The 26,224-nt window shown below is 71.6% G+C and carries 25 protein-coding genes; 9 read left to right on the plus strand and 16 right to left on the minus strand.

Annotation, left to right across the window (positions count from 1 at the left end; all coding sequences use genetic code 11):
- Nucleotides 1-499: 499 nt before the first annotated feature.
- Entirely contained in the window at nucleotides 500-2,416 is a 1,917-nt protein-coding gene (gene pknB / locus LMU33_RS24370) for a Stk1 family PASTA domain-containing Ser/Thr kinase (protein WP_228622745.1), read from the plus strand.
- A 57-nt stretch (nucleotides 2,417-2,473) separates the two neighbouring features.
- Here pknB and LMU33_RS24375 read toward each other — a convergent pair whose 3' ends face one another.
- Nucleotides 2,474-2,830, minus strand: a complete 357-nt coding sequence (locus tag LMU33_RS24375; protein ID WP_228622746.1) for a hypothetical protein — start codon at nucleotides 2,828-2,830, stop codon at nucleotides 2,474-2,476.
- Between LMU33_RS24375 and LMU33_RS24380 the strand changes: the two genes are divergently transcribed.
- Entirely contained in the window at nucleotides 2,818-3,711 is an 894-nt protein-coding gene (locus LMU33_RS24380) for a deoxyribonuclease IV (RefSeq protein WP_228622747.1), read from the plus strand. The two genes, LMU33_RS24375 and LMU33_RS24380, sit on opposite strands and share 13 nt — an antisense overlap.
- Before the next feature lie 15 nt (nucleotides 3,712-3,726).
- On the opposite strand, the gene LMU33_RS24385 is transcribed toward LMU33_RS24380, so the two are convergent.
- Nucleotides 3,727-4,359, minus strand: a complete 633-nt coding sequence (locus tag LMU33_RS24385; RefSeq protein ID WP_228622748.1) for a sulfite oxidase-like oxidoreductase — start codon at nucleotides 4,357-4,359, stop codon at nucleotides 3,727-3,729.
- Between the two features lie 185 nt (nucleotides 4,360-4,544).
- On the opposite strand from LMU33_RS24385, the gene bfr reads away from it, so the two are divergent.
- A complete protein-coding gene (gene bfr, locus LMU33_RS24390; protein ID WP_228622749.1) occupies nucleotides 4,545-5,024 on the plus strand; it encodes a bacterioferritin in 480 nt (159 codons plus the stop codon).
- Here the strand turns inward: bfr and LMU33_RS24395 are convergent.
- Together LMU33_RS24395 and LMU33_RS24400 are read right to left on the minus strand one after the other, a co-directional pair.
- Nucleotides 5,021-5,245, minus strand: coding sequence for a (2Fe-2S)-binding protein (locus LMU33_RS24395; RefSeq protein ID WP_228622750.1), 225 nt, complete (start codon nucleotides 5,243-5,245; stop codon nucleotides 5,021-5,023). The genes bfr and LMU33_RS24395 overlap by 4 nt on opposite strands.
- Nucleotides 5,246-5,394: 149 nt before the next feature.
- Nucleotides 5,395-6,747, minus strand: coding sequence for a class II 3-deoxy-7-phosphoheptulonate synthase (locus tag LMU33_RS24400; RefSeq protein WP_228622751.1), 1,353 nt, complete (start codon nucleotides 6,745-6,747; stop codon nucleotides 5,395-5,397).
- Nucleotides 6,748-6,854: 107 nt separating this feature from the next.
- Here LMU33_RS24400 and LMU33_RS42045 point away from each other — a divergent pair, with 107 nt between their 5' ends.
- On the plus strand, nucleotides 6,855-6,911 hold the full coding sequence (locus tag LMU33_RS42045) for a trp operon leader peptide (RefSeq protein WP_073894098.1): 57 nt from the start codon (nucleotides 6,855-6,857) through the stop codon (nucleotides 6,909-6,911).
- A gap of 93 nt (nucleotides 6,912-7,004) precedes the next feature.
- The gene (locus LMU33_RS24405) at nucleotides 7,005-8,867 is read left to right on the plus strand and encodes an anthranilate synthase family protein (RefSeq protein ID WP_228622752.1); all 1,863 of its coding nucleotides are present in this window, start codon (nucleotides 7,005-7,007) and stop codon (nucleotides 8,865-8,867) included.
- Nucleotides 8,868-8,914: 47 nt separating this feature from the next.
- Here the strand turns inward: LMU33_RS24405 and LMU33_RS24410 are convergent, their stop codons facing one another.
- The 4 genes from LMU33_RS24410 to LMU33_RS24425 all read right to left on the minus strand — a co-directional run bounded on the left by LMU33_RS24410 (nucleotide 8,915) and on the right by LMU33_RS24425 (nucleotide 12,721).
- Entirely contained in the window at nucleotides 8,915-9,943 is a 1,029-nt protein-coding gene (locus tag LMU33_RS24410; protein ID WP_228622753.1) for a 6-phosphofructokinase, read from the minus strand.
- 132 nt (nucleotides 9,944-10,075) lie between these two features.
- Nucleotides 10,076-10,753: a response regulator gene (locus LMU33_RS24415; protein ID WP_228622754.1), complete on the minus strand. Its 678-nt coding sequence runs from the start codon at nucleotides 10,751-10,753 to the stop codon at nucleotides 10,076-10,078.
- Nucleotides 10,750-11,955 carry a MacS family sensor histidine kinase gene (gene macS, locus LMU33_RS24420; protein WP_228622755.1) on the minus strand — a complete coding sequence of 402 codons (1,206 nt, stop codon included), beginning with the start codon at nucleotides 11,953-11,955 and terminating at the stop codon, nucleotides 10,750-10,752. The genes LMU33_RS24415 and macS overlap by 4 nt, the downstream gene beginning before the upstream one ends.
- 25 nt (nucleotides 11,956-11,980) lie before the next feature.
- Nucleotides 11,981-12,721, minus strand: coding sequence for a lysophospholipid acyltransferase family protein (locus LMU33_RS24425; RefSeq protein WP_228622756.1), 741 nt, complete (start codon nucleotides 12,719-12,721; stop codon nucleotides 11,981-11,983).
- 174 nt (nucleotides 12,722-12,895) lie between these two features.
- Here LMU33_RS24425 and LMU33_RS24430 point away from each other — a divergent pair, with 174 nt between their 5' ends.
- From LMU33_RS24430 to LMU33_RS24440, 3 genes are read left to right on the plus strand one after another with little or no spacing between them, the layout of a single operon-like run.
- A complete protein-coding gene (locus LMU33_RS24430; protein WP_228622757.1) occupies nucleotides 12,896-13,675 on the plus strand; it encodes an alpha/beta hydrolase in 780 nt (259 codons plus the stop codon).
- On the plus strand, nucleotides 13,668-14,237 hold the full coding sequence (locus tag LMU33_RS24435) for a hypothetical protein (protein WP_228622758.1): 570 nt from the start codon (nucleotides 13,668-13,670) through the stop codon (nucleotides 14,235-14,237). The genes LMU33_RS24430 and LMU33_RS24435 overlap by 8 nt, the downstream gene beginning before the upstream one ends.
- A 40-nt stretch (nucleotides 14,238-14,277) precedes the next feature.
- Nucleotides 14,278-14,955: a TetR/AcrR family transcriptional regulator gene (locus LMU33_RS24440; protein WP_228622759.1), complete on the plus strand. Its 678-nt coding sequence runs from the start codon at nucleotides 14,278-14,280 to the stop codon at nucleotides 14,953-14,955.
- An 83-nt stretch (nucleotides 14,956-15,038) separates the two neighbouring features.
- On the opposite strand, the gene LMU33_RS24445 is transcribed toward LMU33_RS24440, so the two are convergent.
- The 7 genes from LMU33_RS24445 to LMU33_RS24475 all read right to left on the minus strand — a co-directional run bounded on the left by LMU33_RS24445 (nucleotide 15,039) and on the right by LMU33_RS24475 (nucleotide 22,228).
- A complete protein-coding gene (locus tag LMU33_RS24445; RefSeq protein WP_228622760.1) occupies nucleotides 15,039-16,409 on the minus strand; it encodes a serine hydrolase domain-containing protein in 1,371 nt (456 codons plus the stop codon).
- Nucleotides 16,410-16,508: 99 nt separating this feature from the next.
- Nucleotides 16,509-17,264, minus strand: coding sequence for an endonuclease/exonuclease/phosphatase family protein (locus LMU33_RS24450; protein ID WP_228622761.1), 756 nt, complete (start codon nucleotides 17,262-17,264; stop codon nucleotides 16,509-16,511).
- A gap of 69 nt (nucleotides 17,265-17,333) precedes the next feature.
- Nucleotides 17,334-18,287 (minus strand): ROK family glucokinase, encoded by a 954-nt coding sequence (locus tag LMU33_RS24455; protein WP_228622762.1) that lies wholly within the window; start codon nucleotides 18,285-18,287, stop codon nucleotides 17,334-17,336.
- A gap of 67 nt (nucleotides 18,288-18,354) precedes the next feature.
- On the minus strand, nucleotides 18,355-18,855 hold the full coding sequence (locus LMU33_RS24460; protein ID WP_228622763.1) for a DUF5304 domain-containing protein: 501 nt from the start codon (nucleotides 18,853-18,855) through the stop codon (nucleotides 18,355-18,357).
- Between the two features lie 60 nt (nucleotides 18,856-18,915).
- On the minus strand, nucleotides 18,916-20,091 hold the full coding sequence (locus LMU33_RS24465) for an ArsA family ATPase (RefSeq protein ID WP_228622764.1): 1,176 nt from the start codon (nucleotides 20,089-20,091) through the stop codon (nucleotides 18,916-18,918).
- A 765-nt stretch (nucleotides 20,092-20,856) separates the two neighbouring features.
- Nucleotides 20,857-21,297 (minus strand): SRPBCC family protein, encoded by a 441-nt coding sequence (locus LMU33_RS24470; RefSeq protein ID WP_228622765.1) that lies wholly within the window; start codon nucleotides 21,295-21,297, stop codon nucleotides 20,857-20,859.
- A 133-nt stretch (nucleotides 21,298-21,430) separates the two neighbouring features.
- Nucleotides 21,431-22,228: a metallophosphoesterase family protein gene (locus LMU33_RS24475; RefSeq protein WP_228622766.1), complete on the minus strand. Its 798-nt coding sequence runs from the start codon at nucleotides 22,226-22,228 to the stop codon at nucleotides 21,431-21,433.
- A gap of 296 nt (nucleotides 22,229-22,524) precedes the next feature.
- Between LMU33_RS24475 and LMU33_RS24480 the strand changes: the two genes are divergently transcribed.
- Entirely contained in the window at nucleotides 22,525-24,321 is a 1,797-nt protein-coding gene (locus LMU33_RS24480; RefSeq protein WP_228622767.1) for an AMP-dependent synthetase/ligase, read from the plus strand.
- A 19-nt stretch (nucleotides 24,322-24,340) separates the two neighbouring features.
- On the opposite strand, the gene LMU33_RS24485 is transcribed toward LMU33_RS24480, so the two are convergent.
- Entirely contained in the window at nucleotides 24,341-25,963 is a 1,623-nt protein-coding gene (locus LMU33_RS24485; protein WP_504967697.1) for a GMC oxidoreductase, read from the minus strand.
- Nucleotides 25,964-26,224: the final 261 nt, after the last annotated feature.

The raw sequence follows: 26,224 nt of genomic DNA on the forward strand, positions 1-26,224 counted from the left end.
CGGCCCTGGCCGGGGCGCGGTCAGCCGGTGTGGTCGGCGCGGGGGCAGTCGGCGGGGTGGGCGCGCGGGCGGTCGGCAGGGGCGTGGGCCGCGGGGCACCGGCTGTCGGCACGGATCGCGGGAGCGCCAGCCGTCGCTTGCCAACGGCCCTGGCCGGGCGGGGCCAGCCGATGAGGCGGGCGCGAGGGCAGTCGGCGGGGTGGGCGCGGGGGCGGTCGGCGGGGGCGTGGGCCGCGGGGCACCGGCTGTCGGCACGGATCGCGGGAGCGCCAGCCGTCGCTTGCCGACGGCCCGGGCCGGGCGGGGCCAGCCGATGAGGCGGGCGCGGGGCCAGTCGATGAGGCGGGCGCGGGGCCAGCCGATGTGGTGGGCGCGGGGGCAGTCGGTGGGGTGGGGATGTGAGGTGGGGTCGTGTGTCGCGTCACAGGTCGGCTTCAGTGGCTGGGGGAAAGCGGTCTCGGCGGGGGAAGTGTCGGTGCGTCCTCGTAGACTCCCCTGCGTGGATACGACCCTTCAGGACCCCCTCGTCGGGCAGGTGCTCGACGGCCGTTATCGCGTCGACGCGCGGATCGCGGTCGGCGGGATGGCCACGGTCTACCGGGCCCTGGACACCCGTCTGGACCGTGTGCTCGCGCTGAAGGTGATGCACCCGACGCTCGCGGCCGACGGATCGTTCGTGGAGCGGTTCATACGGGAGGCGAAGTCCGTCGCCCGCCTGGCGCACCCGAACGTGGTGCAGGTCTTCGACCAGGGGACCGACGGGTCGTACGTGTACCTGGCGATGGAGTACGTCGCCGGGTGCACCCTGCGGGACGTGCTGCGCGAGCGCGGGGCGCTGCAGCCCCGCGCGGCCCTGGACATCCTCGAACCCGTCCTCGCCGCGCTCGGCGCCGCGCACCGGGCCGGGTTCGTGCACCGGGACATGAAGCCCGAGAACGTACTGATAGGCGACGACGGTCGGGTCAAGGTCGCCGACTTCGGGCTCGTGCGGTCCGTGGACACCCAGACCAGCACCACCGGCACCGTGCTCGGGACCGTCTCGTATCTCGCGCCCGAGCAGATAGAGACGGGCACCGCCGAGCCGCGCGTCGACGTCTACGCGTGCGGTGTCGTGCTCTACGAGATGCTGACCGGCGGCAAGCCGCACTCCGGGGACTCCCCCGCCCAGGTCCTCTACAAGCACATCCACGAGGACGTGCCGCCGCCCTCGGCACTGGTGCCGGGGCTGCCGTACGAGCTGGACGAGCTGGTCGCCTCGGCCACCGCACGCACCCCGGACATCCGGCCGTACGACGCCGTGGCACTGCTCGCCCAGGTGCGCGAGGCGCGCCGGGGGCTGAGCGACGAGCAGCTGGACGCGGTGCCGCCGCAGGCGATCGCCGCGGAGCACGACAACGCCGGCGACCGTACGAGCGTGATACCGCGCTCGCTGACCGTGCCCCGGCCGCTGCCCGTCAACGAGGAGGAGCCGGCCGAGGGAGTCGTCCGGCACACCACCCGGCTGCAGGCGCCGCCGGCGCCGCCCCGCCGCTCGAGGCGGCTGGTGCTGACGATCGTCGCCGCCGTGCTGGTGGTGTTCGGCGTGGGCGCCGGGGTCTGGTACATCAACTCCGGCCAGTTCACGAAGGTCCCGCCGCTGCTGTCGAAGACCGAGGCGCAGGCCCGGCACCGGCTGGAGTCGGCCGGGCTGGAGGTCGGGCAGGTCAAGCGCGAGTACAACGACACCGTCCAGCGGGGCACGGTCATCGGCACCGACCCGGCGCCCGGAGCCCGGATCCGCGACCACGACTCGGTGACGCTGACCGTCTCCCTGGGCCCGGAGACGGTGAAGGTGCCGGATGTCGCGGGCCGTCCCCTGGCCGAGGCGATGGCCCGGCTGAAGGCGGACGGGCTGGAACCGGGCATGGTCACCCGGGAGTTCAGCGAGGACGTCGCCCAGGGTTCGGTGATCGCGACCACACCGCAGGCCGGCACCAAGCGGCACGCCGGGTCGGCGATCGCGCTGACCGTCAGCAAGGGCCGCCCGGTCGACGTGCCGGACGTGACCGGTGACGATCCGGCCGACGCCAGGCAGGAGCTGACGGACGCCGGGCTGAAGGTGAAGATCGCGTCCCAGCAGGTCAACTCCGAGTACGACAAGGGCAAGGTGGCCCAGCAGTCCCCGGGCGACGGCAGTCAGGCCGCCGAGGGCGACACGGTGACGCTGACGCTGTCCAAGGGCCCGGAGATGGTCGACGTGCCGGACGTGGTCGGCGACAGCGTCGACGACGCCCACAAGGCGCTGGAGGACGCCGGGTTCAAGGTGGAGGAGGACCGCGGCCTGCTCGGGCTGTTCGGCGACACCGTGAAGAAGCAGTCGGTGCAGGGCGGCGACAAGGCGCCCAAGGGGTCGACCATCACGATCACCATCCGGTGACCAGGGCACGTTCGGACTCATCGGCACCAGTGCCAACTGGCCGCCGATGACGGTCCGTTACCCGCTCCGCCCGCCCCCGCCGAGGCCGCTGTCATGGCGAGCGTATCCCCCGGCTGCGGGAGAAGGCCGCACGCACGCCGGGTCGGATCCGGACACCTCGGCCGCGGCCGCGCCGAGGCCCTCCTGGGCACGCCTGACGACCGTGCCGCCGTTGACCGAGATCTCCTCCAGGCCGTAGACGTCCTCCTCGGCCGGCTCGAAGAGGCCCCTGACCTCGTCCGGCAGCGAGAAGCTGACGGCGTCCCCCGTGTCCGGCCTGCCCTGGCGTCCGCACGGGTACGCTGGTGCAGTCGTACCCTGACCGGGGGCGTCTCCACGCGTCCTGGCATGCTGGGTGGGCCATGACCTCACCATCTTCCCCCTCGCTCCCGGCCCCCCTCGCGCGCAACCCCGTCGGCGGCCATGTCCCCGTGGCCGGCGGCCTGCACTCCGTGGGGCTGTCGTACGCCCGTGAGCTGCGGGCGGAGACCGTGCAGGTCTTCGTGGCCAATCCGCGGGGCTGGGCCACGCCCGCCGGGAACCCCCGGCAGGACGAGGCCTTTCGCGCCGCCTGCGCCGAGGAGTCGATCCCGGCGTACGTCCATGCCCCCTACCTGATCAACTTCGGCTCGCACACCGAGGCGACCGTGGAGCGGTCGGTGGAGTCGCTGCGGCACTCCCTGCGGCGCGGGCGGGAGATCGGTGCGCTGGGTGTGGTCGTGCACACCGGGAGCGCGACCGGCGGGCGGGCCCGCGAGGTGGCGCTGAAGCAGGTGCGCGCGCACATGCTGCCGCTGCTGGACGAGCTGACGCACGACGACGACCCGTTTCTGCTCCTGGAGTCGACGGCCGGGCAGGGTGCCTCCCTGTGTTCGCGCACCTGGGACTTCGGCCCGTACTTCGAGGCGCTGGACGCGCACCCCAGACTCGGGGTCTGCCTGGACACCTGCCACATCTTCGCCGCAGGTCACGACCTGACCGGTCCGAGCGGCATGCACCAGACCCTGGACCTGCTCGTGGACACCGTCGGCGAGGGCCGCCTGAAGCTGATCCACGCCAACGACTCCAAGGACGTCGTCGGCGCCCACAAGGACCGCCACGAGAACATCGGCGCCGGGCACATCGGCGAGGACCCGTTCCGGGCCCTGATGACCCACCCCGCGACCGAAGGCGTACCGCTGATCATCGAGACACCCGGCGGCAGGGCGGGACACGCGGCGGACGTGGCACGACTGAAGAAGCTCAGGGACGGCTGACGGCGCCCGGCCGGTTCACAGCTCCGGCCCCTCCCCCGGTTGCTCCTGATAGGAGTACCGCTGTTCCTTCCACGGGTCGCCGATGTTGTGGTAGCCGCGTTCCTCCCAGAAGCCGCGGCGGTCGGCGGTCATGTACTCGACGCCGCGGACCCACTTCGGGCCCTTCCAGGCGTACAGGTGGGGCACGATCAGGCGGACGGGGAAGCCGTGCTCGGCGGTGAGCAGTTCGCCGTCCTTGTGGGTGGCGAAGATCGTGCGGGCGGAGGCGAAGTCCGACAGGCGGAGATTGGAGCTGAAGCCGTACTCGGCCCAGACCATCACATGGGTGACGTCCGGCGCCGGCGGGGCCAGTTCGAGGATGGTGCGGGCGGGGATGCCGCCCCACTCCGCGCCGACCATGCTGAACTTGGTCACACAGTGCAGATCGGCCACCACGGTGGTGTACGGCAGGGCCGTGAACTCCTCGTGGTTCCAGAGGTGCTTGTCACCGTCGGCGGTGGCGCCGAAGACCCGGAACTCCCAGCGCTCGGGGCGGAACTTCGGTACGGGGCCGTAGTGCGTGACCGGCCAGCCGCGCTGGAGACGCTGACCCGGCGGAAGCTCGGACCCTGCCGTTGCTCCAGACTCTCGCTCCACCGGATGACCCATGTATCCATCCTGACAGACCCCGGGCAGTGCCCTTGACCATGAGTCGACCAGGAGCCCACGGATCGGACAAATCCCATCAAGCAAGCACTTACTTACTAAGTACCCACTTACTGGACGATCTTCGTCGCCGGTGCAATCATGCGGCCGGACACCCCCGTGTTTCCCGTGTGGAAGGAGCCGCTGCGATGCAGGGCGACCCCGAGGTCATCGAGTTCCTCAACGAGCAGCTCACCGGCGAGCTGACGGCGATCAACCAGTACTTCCTGCACGCGAAGATGCAGGAGAACTTCGGGTGGTACAAGCTCGCCAAGTACACACGGCACGAGTCGTTCGACGAGATGAAGCACGCCGAGGTGCTCACCGACCGGATCCTGTTCCTGGAGGGGCTGCCGAACTACCAGCGGCTGTTCCACGTGCGCGTCGGGCAGACCGTGAAGGAGATGTTCGAGGCCGACCGGCAGATCGAGGTCGAGGCGATCGACCGGCTGCGCCGGGGCATCAAGGTGATGCGCGAGAAGGGCGACGTCACGTCCGCCAACATCTTCGAGGACATCCTCGCCGACGAGGAGCACCACATCGACTACCTCGACACCCAGCTGGACCTGGTGGAGAAGCTGGGCGAGGCGCTCTACATCTCCCAGGTCATCGAGCAGCCGGAGAGCTAGGCGGCTTCCGGGAACTCGGAGAGGACCGGCTTGCCCTGGTCGGCCAGTTCACGCCGGGGGCAGGCGCCGCGGCCGAGGAGGGCCTGGATCCGGCGGACGCAGGAGCCGCAGTCCGTGCCCGCCTTGCAGGCGGAGGCTATCTGGCGGGGGGTGCAGGCACCGTCCTCCGCGTGCTCCTTGACCTGGGCCTCGGTGATGCCGAAGCAGCTGCAGACGTACACGCGGATTCACCTCCCGACGGGGTCGCTCTCTTGACTGCCATCCCCGTTATCGGTGAGGCAAACCTAACCTTACCCGCCCCACCGGGGCCCGCAAAAGTAGGCAGGGGCGCGGATCGGATGTGATCCGCGCCCCAGATCGCCCACAGGTCCTACTGGTCCCGGTACATCTCCGCGACCAGGAACGCCAGGTCCAGCGACTGGCTGCGGTTCAGCCGCGGGTCGCAGGCCGTCTCGTAGCGCTGGTGCAGGTCGTCGACGAAGATCTCGTCGCCGCCGCCCACGCACTCGGTGACGTCGTCGCCGGTCAGCTCCACGTGGATGCCGCCCGGGTGGGTGCCGAGCGCCTTGTGGACCTCGAAGAAGCCCTTGACCTCGTCGAGCACGTCGTCGAAGCGGCGCGTCTTGTGCCCGGAGGCCGCCTCGAAGGTGTTGCCGTGCATCGGGTCGGTCACCCAGGCCACCGTCGCGCCGGACGCAGTGACCTTCTCCACCAGCTCGGGGAGCTTGTCGCGGATCTTGTCGGCGCCCATCCGGACGATGAAGGTCAGCCGGCCCGGCTCCCGGTCGGGGTCGAGACGGTCGATGTACTTCAGCGCGTCCTCGGCCGTCGTGGTCGGGCCGAGCTTGATGCCGAGCGGGTTGCGGATCTGCGAGGCGAACTCGATGTGCGCGTGGTCCAGCTGCCGGGTGCGCTCACCGATCCACACCATGTGCGCGGAGACGTCGTACAGCTTGCCGGTGCGCGAGTCGACCCGGGTGAGGGCGGACTCGTAGTCCAGCAGCAGCGCCTCGTGCGAGGAGTACAGCTCGACGGTCTTGAACTCCTCCGGGTCCGTACCGCAGGCCCGCATGAAGTTCAGCGCGTTGTCGATCTCGCGGGCGAGCTGTTCGTAGCGCTGGCCCGACGGCGAGGTCTTCACGAAGTCCTGGTTCCAGGCGTGCACCTGGCGCAGGTCCGCGTAACCGCCGGTGGTGAAGGCGCGCACCAGGTTCAGCGTGGACGCCGACGCGTGGTACATGCGCTTGAGCCGCTCGGGGTCCGGGATCCGGGACGCCTCGGTGAACTCGAAGCCGTTGACGGAGTCGCCCCGGTACACCGGGAGCGTCACGCCGTCGCGGGTCTCGGTCGGCTTGGAGCGGGGCTTGGAGTACTGCCCGGCGATGCGGCCGACCTTCACCACGGGCACGGCGGCCGCGTAGGTGAGGACGGCACCCATCTGGAGCAGCGTCTTCAGCTTGTTGCGGATGTGGTCCGCGGACACCGCGTCGAAGGCCTCGGCGCAGTCGCCGCCCTGGAGGAGGAACGCCTCTCCCTTGGCGACGGCCGCCATCCGGGCGCGCAGCTGGTCGCACTCGCCCGCGAAGACGAGCGGCGGATACGACTCGAGGTCCGCGATCACTGCGCGCAGAGCCTCGGGGTCGGGGTACTCGGGCTGCTGCGCCGCGGGCAGGTTTCGCCAGGTGTTGCCAGCGCTCGGGCTGGTCTTAGCGTTCACGGTCACCTCGTAAACATTACGGGGTCGCGTCGCATGCCCCATCTTCTGGCTCGAAGGGTGAGACGCGACGGTTGTCCTGTGGACCGGGGGACGGGTGCGGTAGGGTTTGCGCCATGTTCGCGCTTTCGATCCAGAACTGGTGGTGGACCGCTTCTCCGGCGGCCCACTGATCGCGCGTACGCAAGACTTCGCGAAGGCCGCCCGAGGGGCGGCCTTCGGCGTGTCCGGGGTCGTTCCTCACCGACATCGACGGAAGAGGACCCATGGACCTGGCACAGCTCCTGCACGACGACCGCCCCTTCGCCCTGCTCCGCCGCCGCACCCCGGGCCGCGACGAGCACCCGGTGGAGGTGCTGCTCGGCCCGGTGACCTGCTGCGACCGGCTCGCCGATCTCCCCGACGCGGGACTCGCACTCGTCCCGTTCCGGCAGATCCGCGAGCGCGGCTTCGACGTCCGCGACGACGGCACCCCGCTGCTGGTGCTGACCCCCGAGGAGTCGTACGAGCTCCCGCTCGACGTGGCGCTGGCGCAGCTTCCGGCGCACGAGGTGCGCGTCGAGGGCGGCGGCTTCGACGTCGGCGACGAGGAGTACGGCGAGATCGTCGGACGCGTGCTGGCGGAGGAGATCGGCCGGGGCGAGGGCGCGAACTTCGTGATCCGGCGCACCTACGAGGGCGACATCCCGGGGTTCGGCCGCGCCGACGCGCTCGCGCTGTTCCGGCGGCTGCTGGAGGGCGAGCGGGGCGCGTACTGGACGTTCGTCGTGCACACCGGAGACCGGACGCTGGTCGGGGCCAGCCCCGAGGTGCACGTGCGGATGTCCGGCGGCACGGTCGTCATGAACCCGATCAGCGGGACCTACCGCTATCCCGCCGAGGGCCCGACCCCGGAGCACCTCCTCTCCTTCCTCGCCGACGGCAAGGAGATCGAGGAGCTGTCGATGGTGGTCGACGAGGAACTGAAGATGATGTGCACCGTCGGCGACATGGGCGGGGTGGTCGTCGGGCCGCGGCTGAAGGAGATGGCGCACCTCGCGCACACCGAGTACGAGCTGCGCGGCAAGTCCTCCCTGGATGCGCGGGAGGTGCTGAAGGAGACCATGTTCGCGGCGACGGTGACCGGCTCGCCGGTGCAGAACGCCTGCCGGGTCATCGAGCGCCACGAGGTCGGCGGGCGCGGCTACTACGCGGGCGCGCTGGCGCTGCTCGGCCGGGACTCCGGGGGCGCGCAGACCCTGGACTCCCCCATCCTGATCCGCACCGCCGACATCTCCTCCCGGGGACAGCTGCGCGTGCCGGTCGGAGCGACCCTGGTGCGCGGCTCGGACCCGGCGGGCGAGGTCGCGGAGACACACGCGAAGGCGGCGGGGGTGCTGGCGGCCCTCGGCGTACGGCCGTCGAGGCCGCGCGAGGAGCGCGAGCGGCCCCGGCTCGCCGACGACCCGCGGGTGCGGGCCGCGCTGGACGGGCGGCGGGCCGCGCTCGCGCCGTTCTGGCTGCGGATGCAGCAGCCGGCACGGGAGCTGACCGGCCACGCCCTGGTCGTCGACGGCGAGGACACCTTCACCGCGATGCTGGCGCACGTGCTGCGCTCGGGCGGCCTTGAGGTGACCGTGCGGCGGTACGACGAGCCCGGGCTGCGGGCGGCCGTGCTCGCGCACGAGGGGCCGGTGGTGCTCGGCCCCGGCCCGGGCGACCCGGCGGACCTCGCCGACCCGAAGATGCGGTTCCTGCGGGAGCTGACCGCCACCGTGATCCGGGAGCACCGGCACGGGGTGCTGGGCGTCTGCCTGGGCCATGAGCTGATCGCGGCCGAGCTGGGGCTGGACATCGTCCGCAAGGAGGTGCCGTACCAGGGGGCGCAGACGGCGGTCGACCTGTTCGGGCGGCCCGAGACCGTCGGCTTCTACAACAGCTTCGTCGCCCGCTGCGACGAGGAGACCGCCCGGGAGCTGGCCGCGCACGGCATCGAGGTGAGCCGGGCGGCGAACGACGAGGTGCACGCGATGCGCGGTCCGGGCTTCGCGGGCGTGCAGTTCCACCCGGAGTCGGTCCTCAGCCTGAACGGGGCCGCGGTGGTGCGGGAGTTGGTCGGTCAGCTGCGCGGGGCGAGCAGGGCGGGGTGAGCGGACGGGCCCGGGGACCGCTCGGTCCCCGGGCCCGGACCGGACTGTCAGCCGAAGAACACCCCGACCTCCTCGTACAGCTTCGGGTTCACCGTCTTCAGCTTGGCGGTGGCCTCCGAGATCGGGACCCGGACGATGTCGGTGGCGCGCAGGGCGACCATCATGCCGAAGTCACCGTCGTGGACGCAGTCGATGGCGTGCAGGCCGAAGCGGGTGGCGAGCCAGCGGTCGAAGGCGCTGGGTGTGCCGCCGCGCTGGACGTGGCCGAGGACCGTGGTCCGGGCCTCCTTGCCGGTGCGGCTCTCGATCTCCTTGGCCAGCCATTCGCCGACTCCGGACAGGCGCACATGCCCGAAGGAGTCCAGCGACCCGTCCTTGAGCACCACGTCCCCGTCCTTCGGCGTGGCGCCCTCGGCGACGACCACGATCGGCGCGTACGACGCCCGGAAGCGGGAGGTCACCCAGGCACAGACCTGGTCGACGTCGAAGCGCTGCTCGGGGATGAGGATGACGTTGGCGCCGCCGGCCAGGCCGGAGTGCAGGGCGATCCAGCCGGCGTGCCGGCCCATCACCTCCACGACCAGGACCCGCATATGGGACTCGGCGGTGGTGTGCAGCCGGTCGATGGCCTCGGTGGCGATGTTGACGGCGGTGTCGAAGCCGAAGGTGTAGTCGGTGGCGGACAGGTCGTTGTCGATGGTCTTGGGCACCCCGACGCAGGGCACCCCGTACTCGTCGGACAGCCGCGCGGCCACGCCCAGGGTGTCCTCGCCGCCGATCGCGACGAGGGCCTGCACGTCCAGCTTGGCCAGGTTGTCCTTGATCCGGCGGATGCCGTTCTCCGCCTTGAGGGGGTTGGTGCGCGAGGAGCCGAGGATGGTGCCGCCGCGGGGCAGGATGCCGCGCACCGCGGGGATGTCGAGACGGACGGTGTCGCCCTCGAGGGGACCCCGCCAGCCGTCCCGGAAGCCGACGAAGTCATAGCCGTACTCCTGCACGCCCTTACGGACGATGCCCCGGATGACGGCGTTGAGCCCGGGGCAGTCGCCGCCTCCGGTCAGTACTCCCACCCGCATGGAAAAGTCCCTTCACCGCGGTTCCCTGACAGAGAGTCACGCTAATGGTGATTCACGTCACATCGGGAGAGGCGGGAAGGGTGATTCCGGCGTGTACGGCTTCGAAGCCCGACCTTGTTCGACTGGCGGGCGCTACTCGTCGTCCAGTCCGCGCTCTATGGCGTACCGCACCAGCTCGACCCTGTTGTGCAACTGCAGCTTGCCCAGGGTGTTCTGCACATGGTTCTGCACCGTGCGGTGGGAGATGACGAGGCGTTCGGCGATCTGCTTGTAGCTCAGGCCCTTGGCGACCAGCCGCAGCACCTCCGTCTCCCGGTCCGTCAGCCGGGGCGCGCCGGGCTCGTCGGTCTCCGGGGCCGGGGCGGGCTCGGCGGCCAGCCGGCGGTACTCGCCGAGGACCAGTCCGGCGAGGCCGGGCGTGAACACCGGGTCGCCGACGGCGGTACGGCGCACGGCGTCCAGCAGCTCCTCGGTGGAGGCCGACTTCAGCAGATAGCCGGTCGCGCCGGACTTCACCGCCTCCAGCACGTCGGCGTGCTCACCGCTCGCCGACAGGACGAGGACCCGCAACGCCGGGTTGTGGGCGACCAGTTCCTTGCACACCTGGACGCCGGGCTTGGCGGGCAGGTTGAGGTCCAGCACGAGGACGTGGGGGACGGCGGCCTTGGCGCGGCGGACCGCCTGCTCGCCGTCGCCGGCGGTGGCGACCACGTGGAAGCCGGACTCGGCCAGGTCCCGGGCGACCGCGTCGCGCCACATGGGGTGGTCGTCCACCACCATGACCTTGATCGGGTCCTGCTGCTCGCTCATCGACGCCCCGCCTTCGCGTTCTTCGGTACCTTCAGTTCCACTTCCGTGCCCTGCCCGGGGACGGAGACGAGTTCGGCGCCGCCGCCCAGGTCGCGCAGCCGCCCCCGGATCGACTGGGCCACGCCGAGGCGCCCCTCCCCCTCGGCCTGGGCGAGCCGGCCCTCGGGGATGCCGGGGCCGTCGTCCCGGACGGTCACGAGGACCTCGTCCGGCTCGTCCTCGACCAGGATCCAGGCCCGGGCCTGCTCGCCCGCGTGCGCGCGCACGTTGTCCAGGGCGGCGCCGACCGCGGCGGCCACTTCCCGCGCGGCCGGCCGGGGCAGCTCGACCGGCGCGCCGGGCTCGGCCAGGCTCACCCGGGCACCCGCGTAGGGCGCCAGCAGGGTGCGCAGGTCGACCGGTCCGTCGTCGTCGGGCTCTTCCACCGCGCGTACGACGGCTCCCGCGGAGGCGTCCTCCGAGACCCGGGAGACCGGCAGCAGACCGCCGGAGACCAGCGTGCGCAGCGCCACCTCCTGCTCCCCCGCGAGCCGCCCCAGCTCCGCCGCCTCGCCGCCGATGACCGCGCCGCGCCGCTGCACCATCGCCAGCACCTGGAGCACGCTGTCGTGGATGTCCCGGGCCAGCCGCTCCCGTTCCCGGGTCGCGGCCTCGATCTCCAGGGCGCGGGCGAGGGTGCGCTCGGAGGCGCGGGCGACCTCCACGACGTAGCCGATGGCGATCGAGGCCACCCAGAGGAGGATCAGGCTGTGCACGGTGTCCCGGGCGGGATGGCCCCGTTCGACCAGATTGGCCAGCGCGACCGGCGTGGAGGCGACGGCGGCCCAGCGCCAGCCGCCCTTGATCGCGAAGGCCAGCACCGCACCGCCGGTCCATATCGACGGCAGCGTGGGGCCGCCCGCGATCCGCTGGTGGCTGTCGGCGAGCGGGGTGATCAGGACGCCGGTGAGGGCGACGGCCAGGTCGACGGCCAGGAAGCGCCTGGTGCAGCTCGCCGCGTTGCGCACCCTCGGCAGGGTGGCGAGGGTCCAGACGAACAGGACGGCGAAGTAGCCGACGGCGACCCAGGGGCGCGTGAAGAGGTGGTACCTGGTGGCGCCCAGGCCGATCGCGTACAGCATGGTCAGGACGCGGTAGCCGGCGAGCGCGCGCCACAGCGGCAGCTCGACCGACATCCTCATCACGCGCTCGCGCCTGGGCATGTCCCCCCGTTCCCCCGGCCCTCCGTCAAGCCCCTGTCTTCTTCTCGGCTTCCTTCTTGTCGGCCGCCTTGGCCGCCTTCGCCGCCTCCGCGATCTGCCGCTTGGCCGCCGTCGCGTACATGTCGACGTACTCCTGGCCGGACAGCTTCATGATCTCGTACATGACCTCGTCGGTCAGGGCGCGCAGCACGAAACGGTCGTGCTCCATGCCGTGGTAGCGGCTGAAGTCCAGCGGCTTGCCGATGCGGATGCCGGGCCGCATCAGCTTCGGCATCACCTTGCCGGGCGGCTGGATCTTCTCGGTGTCGATCATCGCCACCGGGATGACCGGCGCGCCGGTGGCGAGCGCCACGCGCGCGAGGCCGCCGGGCTTGCCCCGGTACAGCCGGCCGTCCGGCGAGCGGGTGCCCTCGGGGTAGATGCCGAACAGCTCGCCGCGCTCCAGCACCTCTATGCCGCTCTTGATCGCGGCCTCGCCGGCGCCGCGCGCCCCGGAGCGGTCCACCGGGAGCTGTCCGACGCCCTTGAAGAACGCGGCGGTCAGCCGGCCCTTCACCCCGGGGGTGGTGAAGTACTCGGCCTTCGCGATGAAGGTGACCTTGCGGTCCAGGACCGCGGGCAGGAAGAACGAGTCCGAGAAGGACAGGTGATTGCTCGCCAGGATGGCGGGACCCTCGGCCGGTATGTTCTCCAGTCCCTCCACCCAGGGCCTGAAGGCGACCTTCAGCGGCCCACCGATGGCGACCTTCATCGTGCCGTACAACACCCGCGTGCCTCCTGTTTCCGTCGAACAGACCTTAACCCGTCGGGACCGTCAAAGGCCCCGACGACCCTGGTCGGTGTCAGTGCGGTCGCGTACGGTGAAGCACATCCGCACGTTTCCCGCACGCCGCCACCGGTCACCGGATGGGGGCTCTCTTCAGGAACAGGAGCGCCGAAGGTGCCGGTCCTCCCCGGAGCCGAGCCGTACCGCCACGAGGGCGGGGAGGTAGGGGTCCTCCTCTGCCACGGCTTCACCGGCTCGCCCCAGTCGCTGCGCCCCTGGGCGGAGCACCACGCGGCGCACGGCCTGACCGTGTCGCTCCCCCTGCTGCCCGGCCACGGCACCCGCTGGGAGGACATGCAGGTCACCGGCTGGCAGGACTGGTATGCGGAGGTCGACCGCGAGCTGCGCCTCCTCGCCGAGCGCTGCTCCCAGGTGTTCGTCGCGGGCCTGTCGATGGGCGGCGCGCTGGCACTCAGGCTGGCGGCCCGGCACGGCGAACGGGTCGCGGGCGCGGTGGTCGTCAACCCGGCGAACAGGGTGCACGGCCTGTCGGCGTACGCCCTTCCGGTGGCCCGGCATCTCGTGCGGACGACGAAGGGCATCGCCAGCGACATCGCCAAGGAGGGCGCGGCCGAGCTGGGCTACGACCGGGTGCCGCTGCACGCGGCGCACTCGCTGCGGGTGTTCCTGCGCCGGCTGGACGGCGAGCTGCCCCAGGTCACCCAGCCGTTGCTGCTGCTGCGCAGCGCCCAGGACCATGTCGTCCCGGCGGCCGACTCGGCCCGGGTGCTGAGCCGGGTGTCGTCCACGGACGTGACGGAGATCGTGCTGGAACACAGCTACCACGTGGCGACGTTGGACCAGGATGCGGACCGGATCTTCGAGGAGAGCCTCGCCTTCATGGGCCGGCTCGCACCCAGTCTCGGCAAGGAAGGGACGGCCACAGGTGGCTGAGCACGAGTCCGACCGCGAGGGCCGCGAGGGCCCCGAGCCGGACGAGCAGAAGGTGCCCTTCGACGAGGACGCCGCCTGGCGGGCCATCGTCGCGGGGTACGGCGCGGAGCCGCCGGACCCGCCGGGCGCCAGGCCCTTCAAGCCGGTGGAGGACCTGGCACTGCCGGAGCCGGAGAAGGACACCGAGAAGGACGCCGCGAGCGACACCGACAAGGCGCCGGTCCGGCCGCTGGGCAGCTCGGTCTCCTTCGCGCCCGGAGTCGGCCCGCGCGACTACAACCCGCCCGAGCCCTCCGAGGACGACTTCGACGAGGACGACGAGGGCCACTTCGTCCCGCCGGATCCGCCGCTGCCGGAGGCCGACACCACCGCGAAGTTCGCCTGGCTGGGCGTGGTCGGCGGGCCGATCCTGCTGCTGCTGGCGGTGCTGCTCGGCTGGGACATGACCTGGTGGCTGACGACCCTCGGCATCGGCGGCTTCCTCGGCGGCATCGCCGCGCTGGTGATGCGGATGCGCACGGACGAGGAGGACGACGACCCGGGGCGGGGCGCGGTGGTCTGAACTTTGTACAAGTGCCGCGGGGCTCACCTAGGGTGAGCCCATGCCGCGCGACACGCTCACCCAGGAACAGATCGTCCGGACGGCCGTGCGGCTGCTGGACGACGAGGGCCTCGAAGGGCTCAACATGCGCAGCCTGGGCAAGCGGCTGGGGGCCGCGGCGACCGCCGTCTACTGGCATGTGAAGAACAAGGACGACCTCGTACTGCTCGCCGCGGACCGGGTGTGGCACGAGGTCGACCTGCCGACGCTCGACGCGGACGACTGGCGGGGCACGGCCACGGTGATGGCCGACCGGCTGCACGCGATGCTCGTACGGCATCCGTGGCTGGTGCAGGCGATCGGTTCCCATCTCCTCTACGGCACCGGCAAGGCCCGTTACGACGACCATCTCCTCGGCGTCTTCGAGACCGCGGGGTTCACACCGCAGGAGGCGGACCGGGCCGCCGGTGCGGTGGTGACGTACGTCCTGGGCAACGCCCTCGGCGCGTCCGCCACCGCCTCCCTGACGAGGAAGGTGCGGCGGGCCGGGGAGGACGCGGAGGAGATGTTCTCGGAGACCCTGGCCAAGGCGGCTCAGGCGGCGGAGCCGTTTCCACGGCTGCGGGCGCGGCTGGGGACGACGGCGGCTACCGAGTACGCGGCCGCGGCCGACGGCAGCTATGCGGCGGGGTTGCGGGCGCTGCTGGAGGGGCTGCGGCCGGAGGACAGCGCCCCGTAAGGGGCGCGGGGCTGTGTCTGATACGCGACTGCGGGTGCGTGGGCGCGACCAGCCCCCACGCACCCGCAGTCGCGTACGGCGAATCAGGCCCGAGTGAAGAGGCGCCCCGCCAGGTCGACCCCCGTCACCGTGCCGTCGGCCGCGCGCGAGAAGAAGCCCTTCTGCCCCTTCAGGCCCCCCTCGGTGACGATGTACTCGTCCCCGTCCCCCGGCAGGAAGCCGACCCCCGCGGCCGGATGGTCCGGCGGCATCTCCGCGTCCGACGCCGCGCGGATCTCCGGCTTGATGCCGACGGCCAGCGTGAGCCGGCCGTCGGCCACCGCGATGTCGAGGTTCATGGCGTCGATCTCGTACCGCCCGGCGACCTCCCGCGCCCGCTCCTCGTCGTACGGCAGCGGTTCCGGCTCCCGCTCGACCACACCGAGGAACAGCTCCAGCGCCCGCTTCAGCACCGCCTGGTTGAACTGGTAGCCGTCCGGGCCGGAGTTGGCGAGCGAGACGACGGCGAAGTCCCGCTCCGGCACCAGGAGCAGCTCGGCGAACTGGCCGTTGCCCGAGCCCCCGTGACCGGCCGTGCGTACACCCTCCACCTCCCGCAGGAACCAGCAGATGCCGAAGGCGTCGCCGAGCGTGCTGCCCCGCAGTTCGACGGTGGGTTCCCGCATGCCGCGCAGCGTCTCGGCGGCCATCAGTCCCTCTCCGTCGCCCAGCTGGAACCGCGCCCAGCGCAGCAGGTCGCTCGCCGAGGAGACGACACCGCCGCCGGGGTTGTTGCCGCGCAGTCCGGCCCGCCACGACTTCCAGGGGCGGGCGAGGGTGAGGGAGCCGTCCTCGGCACGGTTGTGGCCCACGGCGAAGCGACGGACCACGACGTCGTCCAGGTCGAGGACGGTGTCCGACAGGCCCAGCGGCTCCAGGACCAGTTCGGCCAGCGCCTTCTCGAACGGCAGGCCGGTGACGTTCTCCACCACCCGGCCGAGCAGGTTGTAGCCGGCCTGGCTGTAGGAGGCGCGGGCGCCGGGCGGCGCGATCAGCGGCAGCCGGTTCAGCTGTCCGACGAACGCGGCGAGCGAGCCGTCGCCCTCGTCGGCGTCGACCAGGTTCCAGTCCAGGCCCGCCGTGTGGTTGAGCAGGTTCAGCACGGTGATCCGGGCGGCGGCCTCCTCGTCGGCGAGGCGCAGCTCGGGAACGTACCAGCGGACCGGCGCTTCGAGGTCCACCCGGCCCTGCTCGGCCAGGCGCATCAGCGCGGTCGCCGTGAAGGTCTTGCTGACCGAGGCCAGGTGGAAGAGCGTGTGCTCGTCCACCGGCAGGGGGTGGTCCACGTTCGTCACCCCGTGGTGGACATGGATCTCCTCGCCGCCGGTCAGCACGGCCACGGCGACCCCCGGCACCCCGAACTCCTTCGCCGCCGTCTCCACGAACGCGGCCAGTGACTCACGCTTCCCGGACATCCGTTCCCCCTCCTGGTCACTTGAACTAAGTACAGGAAGGACAGTAGGAGACCGTGGCGGAGGTGCACAAGGGGTTTCCTGTACTTAGTTCAAGCGGACTCACGCCACCGGTACACGCAGCGCCGCGAGGACCGGCAGGTGATCCGTGGCCGCCGTCAAGTCGGCCCGGGTGACCCCTGGTCGGTCCAGCGGAACACCGCAGCCGAGGACCTCGATGCCCTTGGTCGCGAAGACGGCGTCGATGCGCTGCGGGGGGTCGCTGTGCGGCCAGGTCGTCTCGCCGCCCCAGGGGGCCACGGCACGGCAGTCCTGGAGGCTCGCGGAGAGCAGACGGAAGGCAGGGCCGTCGGGGCCTTCGTTCAGGTCACCGCCGGCGATGGCGTGCTCCGCGCCCAGGCCGGTGAGGCGGTCGAGGAGCAGGCCGCCCTGTTCGTACCGCTCTTTGCCGTCCAGGCTCAGATGGCAGCTGATCACCCCCAGCCGGACCACGCCGAAACGGACCACCGCCGTGGCGAAGCCGCGCCGGTGCAGGCCGGGAGTGAGGGGCAGCAGGACGTCCTCCGTCCGCTCCACGGTGGCCCGGAGCGAGCAGAGGATCGCGGGGCCCGCCGCGGTGGCGCCGCCGGTGAGGACCACCTGGCCGGAGGCCGCGGCGAGGCGGGCCAGCTTCTTGCGCCAGCGGAAGAAGCGGGGCGCCTCCTGGACGAGGACCAGGTCGGGGGCGCAGGCGGTGATCACCCTGGCCAGGGCGTCGGTGTCGTCGCGCATCGAGCGGATGTTGTAGCTCAGGACGCGGATGAGGGGTGAACCGTCGGGTTCGGTACGGGAGTTGGGAAGCAGCGTGCTGGTCGCCATGCCGCTCAACATACGACGATGCCCGCCCGTCCCGGGACCGGACGCGGCGGGCACTGTCGTACGACCCCACTACATGATCGGGTCGGGCTCGCGGGCCAGGTCGGCCGCGCCGACGAGGCCCGCCTTGTTGCCGAGCTGGGCGGCGATCACGTCGGCCACCGGGCGCCAGTTGCCGCCGACCAGCCAGCGCTTGTAGGACTTGCGGATCGGGTCGAGGACCAGTTCGCCCTCGTCGGAGAGGCCACCGCCGACGATGAACGCGGACGGGTCGAAGAGGGAGGCCAGGTCGGCGAGGCCCGCACCGGCCCAGCGGGCCAGCTCGCGGTAGGAGTCGACGGCCACCGGGTCGCCCTGGCGGGCGGCCATGGAGATGTGCTTGCCCTCGATGCCGTCAGGGGTGCCGTCGCCGAGCGAGAGCAGCAGTTCCGCGTTCTCGGGGGTGGCGTTGGCGCGCTGCTTGGCGTATCTCACCAGGGCCCGCCCCGAGGCGTACTGCTCCCAGCAGCCCTGGCTGCCGCAGCCGCACAGCAGGCCGTCCGGGACCATCCGGATGTGGCCGAACTCCGCGGCCACGCCGAAGTGGCCGCGGCGCAGCTTGTTGCCGATGATGATGCCGCCGCCGAGGCCGGTGCCGAGCGTGATGCAGATGACGTTGCGGTGGCCCTTGCCGGCGCCGAACTTGTACTCGCCCCAGGCGGCGGCGTTGGCGTCGTTCTCGACCACGACCGGGAGGCCCACGCGGGCCTCGACCTTCTCCTTCAGCGGCTCCTGGCGCCAGTCGATGTTCGGCGCGAAGTACACCGTCGAGCGCTGCCGGTTGACGTAACCGGCCGCACCGATGCCCACGCCGACGATCTCGTGCCCGGCGCGCGCACCCTCCACCGCCGAGGCGATGGCGTCCACGATGGCCTCGGGCGTGGTGGGGGTCGGCACCTTGAAGGTCGAGAGGATGTTGCCTTCCTCGTCGACCACGCCGGCCGCGATCTTGGTGCCGCCGATGTCGACGCCGATGGTGAGTCCCATGAATCCCTCAGTTTCGGTCGAGCCCCGCTACGGCCAACCGTACCCGAGGCCCTGCCGGGAAAGCGCTTCAGTCCAGGTCGATACGCTCCCCCGGGCCGGTGCCCTCGCCCTTGTCCCGCCGGTCGTCCTGGGCCTCGTGGCTCAGGTCGTCGGCGGTGCGGGCGGTCCAGCGGCGCTCCTGGGCCTGGACGGCGGAGCGGTAGGCGGCGAGCAGTTCGCTGCCGGCCGCGGCCAGGTGGTCGAAGACGTCGGGGTTGCGGTCTATGACGGGCTCGACGGCGGCCTTGGCCTGCTGGACGACCTGGCGCACCGCCTGCTGGGCGGCGGGTCCGGCGAGGCTGCCGAGGAGCGGTGACGGGAGGCCGGAGAGCTTGTCGGCCACCGTGTCCACGAGCTTCTTCAGCTCCTCCGCGGCCGAGCCCGGCTGCGGGCCGTACTCGGCGCGGCGGCGGGCCTTCTCGGCGGCGAGGTCCTCGGCGCAGGCCGTGGACCAGGCGTCGGCGTCGGCCGCCCGCCGCTGTTCCTCATATCCCTCGTGCGAGTCGGATGCGGGACGCTCTTCGCTCATGGCGGACTCCTGACTACGGTTCGCCTTTACGACGTTACCCGAACGGGCGTACCCGGATCATCAGCGTCCCGTGGCGGGCCACAGGTCGGGGTCGGGGGCGAAGCGGACGCGCAGCTCGCCCTCGCGCAGGCCGGCCCCGGCGACGGTGCAACGGCGCAGGGCGGAGGGCAGCGGGACGATCCGCCGGAACGGGCCCACGGTGATCACGAGCTCGTCGCCGCGCCGGATCAGGTCCAGCTCGTCCCGTATCGCGCCGGGCAGCGGGATGTGCCAGACCAGCACGCCCTCGTCGCTCCTGCGGTCGGTGACGGGCCACTCGACCGGGGCGGGTGCCGGGTTGACGGGGGGTACGGCGAGGGCGGCGAGGTCGTCGGCGCCGCGCGGGTCGTGGCCGAGGTGCGGGACGGGGTGGACGTCGTACGGCTGCTCCTGCCAGTCGGCGAGTGCCTTGCGCTGCTGGGCGAGGAGTCCGACGAGCAGGCTGTCGGGATCGGTCTCGGGCAGGGTGCGGTTGGCGATCAGTATCTCGGTGCGCAGGCCGCGCAGGGCGAGGCCGAGGCCGGCGGTCCGTACGGCGTCGGCGCCGGCGGGGCCGGGTTCGGCGACCAGGCGTACGGCCGTGTTCCGGTCGCTGAGCACGGCCTCGACGGCGGCGAGTTCGACGTCCCAGCGGGCGGCCGTCTCGTACAGCCAGTCGGACGGCATCGGCACGCCGGCCAGCCGGCCGAGGACGGGGCGCAGGGCGCGGGCCGCCTGCCGCTCGGGCGGGAGGAGACGGCGCAGATAGCGGCGCAGCTCCTCGGGGAGGCCGAGCAGGGCGAGGGCCTGCTGGAGGGGCGGAAGGTCCACCACGAGCAGGTCGTAGCGCTCGGACAGCGCCGCGTCCCGCAGGGCCCGCAGGAAGGACAGCTCCTCGGCGCCGGGCAGCGGGGTGACCTCCTCGGCGTCCAGCCGGGCGGCGCCGAGCAGGTCGAGGACGGTGGCCGCGCGGCTCTGGAAGGCGGTGAGGTCCTGCCGGAAGCGGTCGACGGCATCGGGCCGCCAGGTGGTGAGGTTCGCCGCGGCTTCCTCCGGCACCGGTCCCGTCGCGGAACCCAGCGCGGCGCCGAGGGTGTCGGTGCGGTCGGCACTCAGCAGAAGCGTGCGGACGCCTTCGCCTGCGGCGCGCTGTGCGGTGGCGGCAGCGACAGTGGTACGACCGCTGCCGCCCGGGCCCGTGATCAGGATGGTGCGCATGAGGCTGAACGGTAACGGAGGCCGGGGGCACGGGGCGTTGGCCGGTGCCCCGAAGCGACGCCGGTGGACGACACGGGGAACGGGGCATGGGCAGCACCCGGAGCTGCCCTACAGGGCGGAGCGGCACCCCCGGGGGGCTCGGCCGCGCGCCCCGGCACTGACGGGTTGCCGCCCGCGCCCACCCGTGCCGCCCCAGCGACACGACTGCCCACGGCTGGGCCGGGGAGGGTGCGGCACGCGGCCGGGCGCGGCTGGGCGGGGCGGGTGCCGCACGCGGCCGGGTGGTGGGTGTGGGGCGTGGCCGGGCTGGGTTAGGCGGCCGGGCGCAGTTGGGCGGGGCGGGTACGGCACACGGTCGGGCGCCGCTCGGCGGGGCAGGTACCGCACACGGCCAGGCGGGGCGGGTACGGCACACGGCCGGGCGCAGTTGGGCAGAGCAAGTGCCGCACACGGCCGGGCGGTGGGCGTGGTGCGCGACCGGGCACCGCTGGGCGGGGCAGGTGACGCACACGGCCAGGCGCGGCTGGACTGGGCAGGTACCGCATACGGCCGGTTGGCGGGTGCGGGGTGTTGCCGCACGCGGCCGGGTGCCACGGGGTCGGCCATCGGCCCGCCTGCGATCGGCAGCAGCACAACCGCGCGCAGCTGAGTGGACGGGGTGCGGCGCACGGCCGAAGGCGGCTGGGCGCCACGAGTAGCGGCCGGGCCGCCTGCGGTGGGAGCAGCGTGACCGTGTGCGGCCGGGCGTGGCTGCGGGGGTTGGGGTTACTGGTCGGACTCGACCCTCTTCTTCAGGCCCGCCAGGGCGCGGTCGATGATGACCTTTTCCGCCTTGCGCTTGATCATGCCGAGCATGGGGATCTTGACGTCCACCGTGAGGAGGTAGGTGACCTCCGTCGTGGCGGGACCCGTGGGCTTGAGGATGTAGGAGCCGTCGAGGGAGCGGAGCATCTGGGACTTGACCAGGGTCCAGGAGACCTCGTTGTCGCCGGTCCAGGTGTAGGCGAGGGTCTGGTCGTCCTTGATGGCGCCGGCGTCCATGACGAGCCGGACCTGCTCGGCGCGGCCCTGGTCGTCGGTCTTGAGAACCTCCGCCTCCTTCACCTCGCCCGTCCAGTCCGGGTAGCGGGCGAAGTCGGCAATCACCCCCATGACGTCGGCCGGTGCCGCCTCGATCGTGATGCTCGAGCTGGTGTGTTCCGCCATCGCCGTGGCTCCTCCAGATGCGGGCCGGTACAGAGGTCGTCGTGCGCACGTGTGTGCAGCGTGAAGGCTACCGCGCCGCCGACCAGCCGCCTTCACCCCATGTCCCACACAGCGCCGGCCGGTCACCGGCGGATCACCATTCGAGCGCCCAGGGGCGGCCCGTCCCGGCGAAGTGGCCCACGTTCACGCACTCGGTCGCGCCGATCCGCATACGGGGTGCGAGCGGCTGGTGGACGTGACCGAAGAGCGAATAGCGGGGCCTGGTGCGGCGGATCGCGGCCAGCAGGGCGCGGCTCCCCCGCTCGAAGCGGCGCGCCACGGTGTCGTAGACCAGCTCGGGCACCTCCGGCGGGATGTGCGTGCACAGCACGTCGACCTCGCCGACCGCCTCGATCTTCGCCTCGTACTCCTCGTCACTGATCTCGTACGGCGTCCGCATGGGCGTGCGCAACCCGCCGCCGACGAACCCGAAGGTCCAGCCGCCGATCTCCACCCGCTGCCCGTCGAGCACGGTGGTGCCGGGATGGGCGTACTCCTTCCACAGCGGCGGCATGTCGACATTGCCGTAGGTGGCGTACGTCGGGGTCGGGAACGCGGCGAACAGCTCGGCGTACTGCTTGCGCACCGCCTTCTCGATGGCCGCGGCCCGGTCCGTGCCGATGCCGGCCCACAGCCGGGCGCCGAAATCCCGGGCCTCCTCGAAGCGCCGGGCGGTGCGCAGCTCGACGATCCGGTCGGCGTTCTCCCTGCCGAACAGGTCCGGGAAGATGCCGCGCGAGTGGTCTGCGTAGTCGAGGAAGAGCACGAGGTCGCCCAGGCAGATCAGGGCGTCGGCGCCCTCCCCGGCCCGGGCCAGGTCCCGGGCGTTGCCGTGCACGTCGCTGACGACGTGGACGCGGGTCCTTCGGTTGCCGGAGGGTGTCGGTGCCATGGTGATCAAGGGTAGGCGTGTGCGGTCTGCGTGAACAGTGTCGGTCCGGCCTGCGGTTACTCGCCGGTCGGTTCAGCCGTGGACTACTGTGCGCGAAGGAACGCCAACATGTGTGACGCAGCGAACATCTCACCGGGAACCCCTGTCGGGAAAGCCATACCGGCGGGTAACGTCCGGGCAGTCCAGTCGTGCTCTGGATTTCAACAGCTGGATTCCCGAGCACCTGCCCGAGCCTTGGACCGCACCGTCGCATCACACAGTGTCGTGGCGCCGGCGCCCTATGAGGAGCAGCAGTCTTGCGCGAGTTCAGCCTTCCGGCTTTGTACGAGGTCCCTGCGGACGGCAACCTGACCGACATCGTCCGCAGAAACGCCGCGCAGCATCCCGACGTCGCCGTCATCGCCCGCAAGGTGGGCGGTGCCTGGCAGGACGTGACGGCCCGGGAGTTCCTGGCCGAGGTGCACGCCGCCGCCAAGGGCCTCATCGCCTCCGGGGTCCAGCCGGGCGACCGGGTGGGCCTGATGTCCCGCACCCGTTACGAGTGGACCCTGCTCGACTTCGCGATCTGGAGCGCGGGCGCGGTCACCGTGCCGGTGTACGAGACCAGCTCCCCGGAGCAGGTGCAGTGGATCCTGTCCGACTCGGGCGCCACCGCCTGCATCGTGGAGCTGGAGAACCACGCGGCGGCCGTGGAGTCGGTGCGCGAGTCGCTGCCCGCCCTCAAGCACGTCTGGCAGATCGAGGCCGGCGGCGTGGAGGAGCTCGGGCGGCTCGGGCAGGACGTGTCGGACGAGACGGTCGAGGAGCGCAGCTCGCTCGCCAAGGCCGACGACCCCGCGACCATCGTGTACACGAGCGGTACGACCGGCCGCCCCAAGGGCTGTGTGCTCACCCACCGCAGCTTCTTCGCCGAGTGCGGCAACATCGTGGAGCGGCTGCGCCCGCTGTTCCGTACCGGCGAGTGCTCGGTCCTGCTCTTCCTGCCGCTGGCGCACGTCTTCGGCCGCCTGGTGCAGATCGCGCCGATGATGGCGCCGATCAAGCTGGGCTGCGTCCCGGACATCAAGCACCTCACCGACGAACTGGCCGCCTTCCGGCCGACGCTGGTCCTCGGTGTCCCGCGCGTCTTCGAGAAGGTCTACAACTCGGCGCGCGCCAAGGCGCAGGCGGACGGCAAGGGCGCGATCTTCGACAAGGCGGCGGACACCGCGATCGCCTACAGCAAGGCGCTGGACAGCGCCTCGGGCCCGGCGTTCGGCCTGAAGGTCAAGCACAAGGTCTTCGACAGGCTGGTGTACAGCAAGCTGCGCGCGGTCCTCGGCGGCCGGGGCGAGTACGCCATCTCCGGCGGCGCCCCGCTGGGCGAGCGGCTCGGCCACTTCTTCCGGGGCATCGGCTTCACCGTGCTGGAGGGCTACGGCCTGACCGAGTCCTGCGCGGCGACCGCGTTCAACCCCTGGGACCGGCAGAAGATCGGCACGGTCGGGCAGCCGCTGCCCGGCTCGGTGATCCGGATAGCGGACGACGGCGAGGTGCTGCTGCACGGCGAGCACCTGTTCAAGGAGTACTGGAACAACCCGGGCGCGACGGCGGAGGCGCTGGCCGACGGCTGGTTCCACACCGGTGACATCGGCACCCTGGACGAGGACGGCTACCTCAGGATCACCGGCCGCAAGAAGGAGATCATCGTCACGGCGGGCGGCAAGAACGTGGCCCCGGCGGTGATCGAGGACCGGATCCGGGCGCACGCGCTGGTCGCGGAGTGCATGGTGGTGGGCGACGGGCGGCCGTTCGTGGGCGCGCTGGTCACCATCGACGAGGAGTTCCTGGGCCGTTGGGCGTCCGAGCACGGCAAGCCGGCAGGTGCCACCGCGGCGTCGCTGAAGGACGACCCGGATCTGGTCGCGGCGATCCAGACGGCGGTCGACGACGGCAACGCCGCGGTGTCGAAGGCGGAATCGGTGCGGAAGTTCCGCATTCTGTCCTCCCAGTTCTCGGAGGAGTCGGGCCACCTCACCCCGTCGCTGAAGCTCAAGCGGAACGTGGTGGCGAAGGACTACGCGGCCGAGATCGAGGCGATCTACGCGAAGTAGCACGCCTCCTGACGGAGTGTCATGGCGCGGTGTCCTCGGCGAGGACCCGCGCCATCGTGCGTTCGGCGAGCGCGGTGATGGTGACGAAGGGGTTCACGCCGATGTTGCCGGGCACGAGCGAGCCGTCGGTGACGTACAGCCGGTCGTACCCCTTCACCCGGCCGTAGTCGTCCGTCGCCTTGCCCAGCACACAGCCGCCCAGCGGGTGGTAGGTGAAGTCGTCGGCGAAGACCTTGCTGGTGGCGCCGAACAGGTCGTAGCGGTAGATGGTCGCGTTGGCCAGGTTGATCCGGTCGAACAGCTTCTTGGCCATGCGCACGGAGACCGCGCTCTGGGCGGCGGTCCAGCCGAGTTTCACCGCACCGGAGGCGGAGTCGTAGGTGAAGGAGGCCCGTTCGGGGTTCTTGGTGATCGCCAGGTAGAGGCTGACCCAGTGCTCGAACCCCATGGGCAGCGGGGCGATCTCGGCGAAGACGGGGTTGTCGGCGTTGGCCCAGTCGTCGATGCCCATGACGGGCATGGTGGCCTGGTCGGCGCCCACGGTGTCCCAGACGTGGTTGGCGCGGCCGAGCATGGTGTTGCCGTTGGTGCCCCAGCCCGCACCCACGGCGGGGTTCAGGTCCGGCAGGGTGCCGGTGTCGCGGGCGCGGACGAGGAGTTCGGTGGTGCCGAGGCTGCCGCCGCCGAGGAAGAGATACGTGCAGCCGTAGCTCTTGGTCTCGACGACCGTGCCGGTGGCGTCGATCCGGTCGGCGGTCAGGACGTACGACCCGTCGGCCGCCCGGCTGACGGACCTCACCTTCTCCAGGGTGTGGATGGTGACGTTGCCGGTGCCGAGGGCGGCGGCCAGGTAGGTCTTGTCGAGGCTGCGCTTGCCGTGGTTGTTGCCGTAGATGACCTCGCCGGCGAGCGCGGACTTCGTGGCCGCGCCGGCGGCCTCCTGCTGCATGTAGCCGAAGTCGTAGACGTTCGGCACGAAGGTGGTCTTCAGGCCCGCGTTGCCCGCGGCCTTCCGGGAGGTGCGGGCGAACCGGTACCAGTCGGTGGACTCGAACCAGGCCGGGTCGATCGTGTTGACGCCGAGCACGGTGCGGGCGCGGGGGTAGTAGGTGCCGTACATCTCGTCGGCGTCCACGGTCGGGAACTGCTCGGCGAAGTACGACTTCAGGGGCGTGACCGCCATCCCGCCGTTGACGAGGGAGCCGCCGCCGACGCCCCGGCCGACGTAGACGGACATGGCGTCGTAGTGCACGCGGTCGAGCACTCCGGGATAGGCGCCGATGTTCTTGTTGACCACGTCCAGCCAGAGGAAGGTGGCGAGCGGGGCCTCGGTGCGGGTGCGGAACCACATGGAGCGCTGGTCGGGGGCGGCGGTGGAGCAGAAGATCTTGCCGTCGCTGCCCGCGGTGTTCCACAGGCGGCCCATTTCCAGGACGAGGGTACGGATGCCGGCCTGGCCGAGGCGGAGGGCGGCGACCGCACCGCCGTAGCCGGAGCCGATGACTATCGCCGGGGCGTTTTCGACTGCGTCGGGCTCGGCCGCCCGGGCCGACTGGAGTCCTATGCGGGTGAAGCCGAGGGCGGCCGCGGTCTGCAGTGCGGCCATACCGAGTATGTGACGTCGCGTCAGCTGACGTCTCATCAGGTTTGCTGTCATGGGCGCAGCATGGGCGGATTATGGGGTTCCGCCAAGGGGCTCCGCCAAAGGGCTCCGCCGGTACGGGGCCCCATCCGGGGTGCCGGGTGCCCTTCATCGGCGGGTGCGGGTTCGCCTTCGGCTGGTCGCGCAGTTCGCCGCGCCCCTTCAGGGGGTTCGCCCTAGTGACCTGAGTCAGAGATTCGTCGGCAGTAGGCGGCTACTTTGTCGAGAATCTCGTCGGCGGTCTTGGTCCAGGCGAAGGGC

The organism is Streptomyces barringtoniae, assembly GCF_020819595.1.
GTDB classification, from domain to species: Bacteria; Actinomycetota; Actinomycetes; order Streptomycetales; family Streptomycetaceae; genus Streptomyces; species Streptomyces barringtoniae.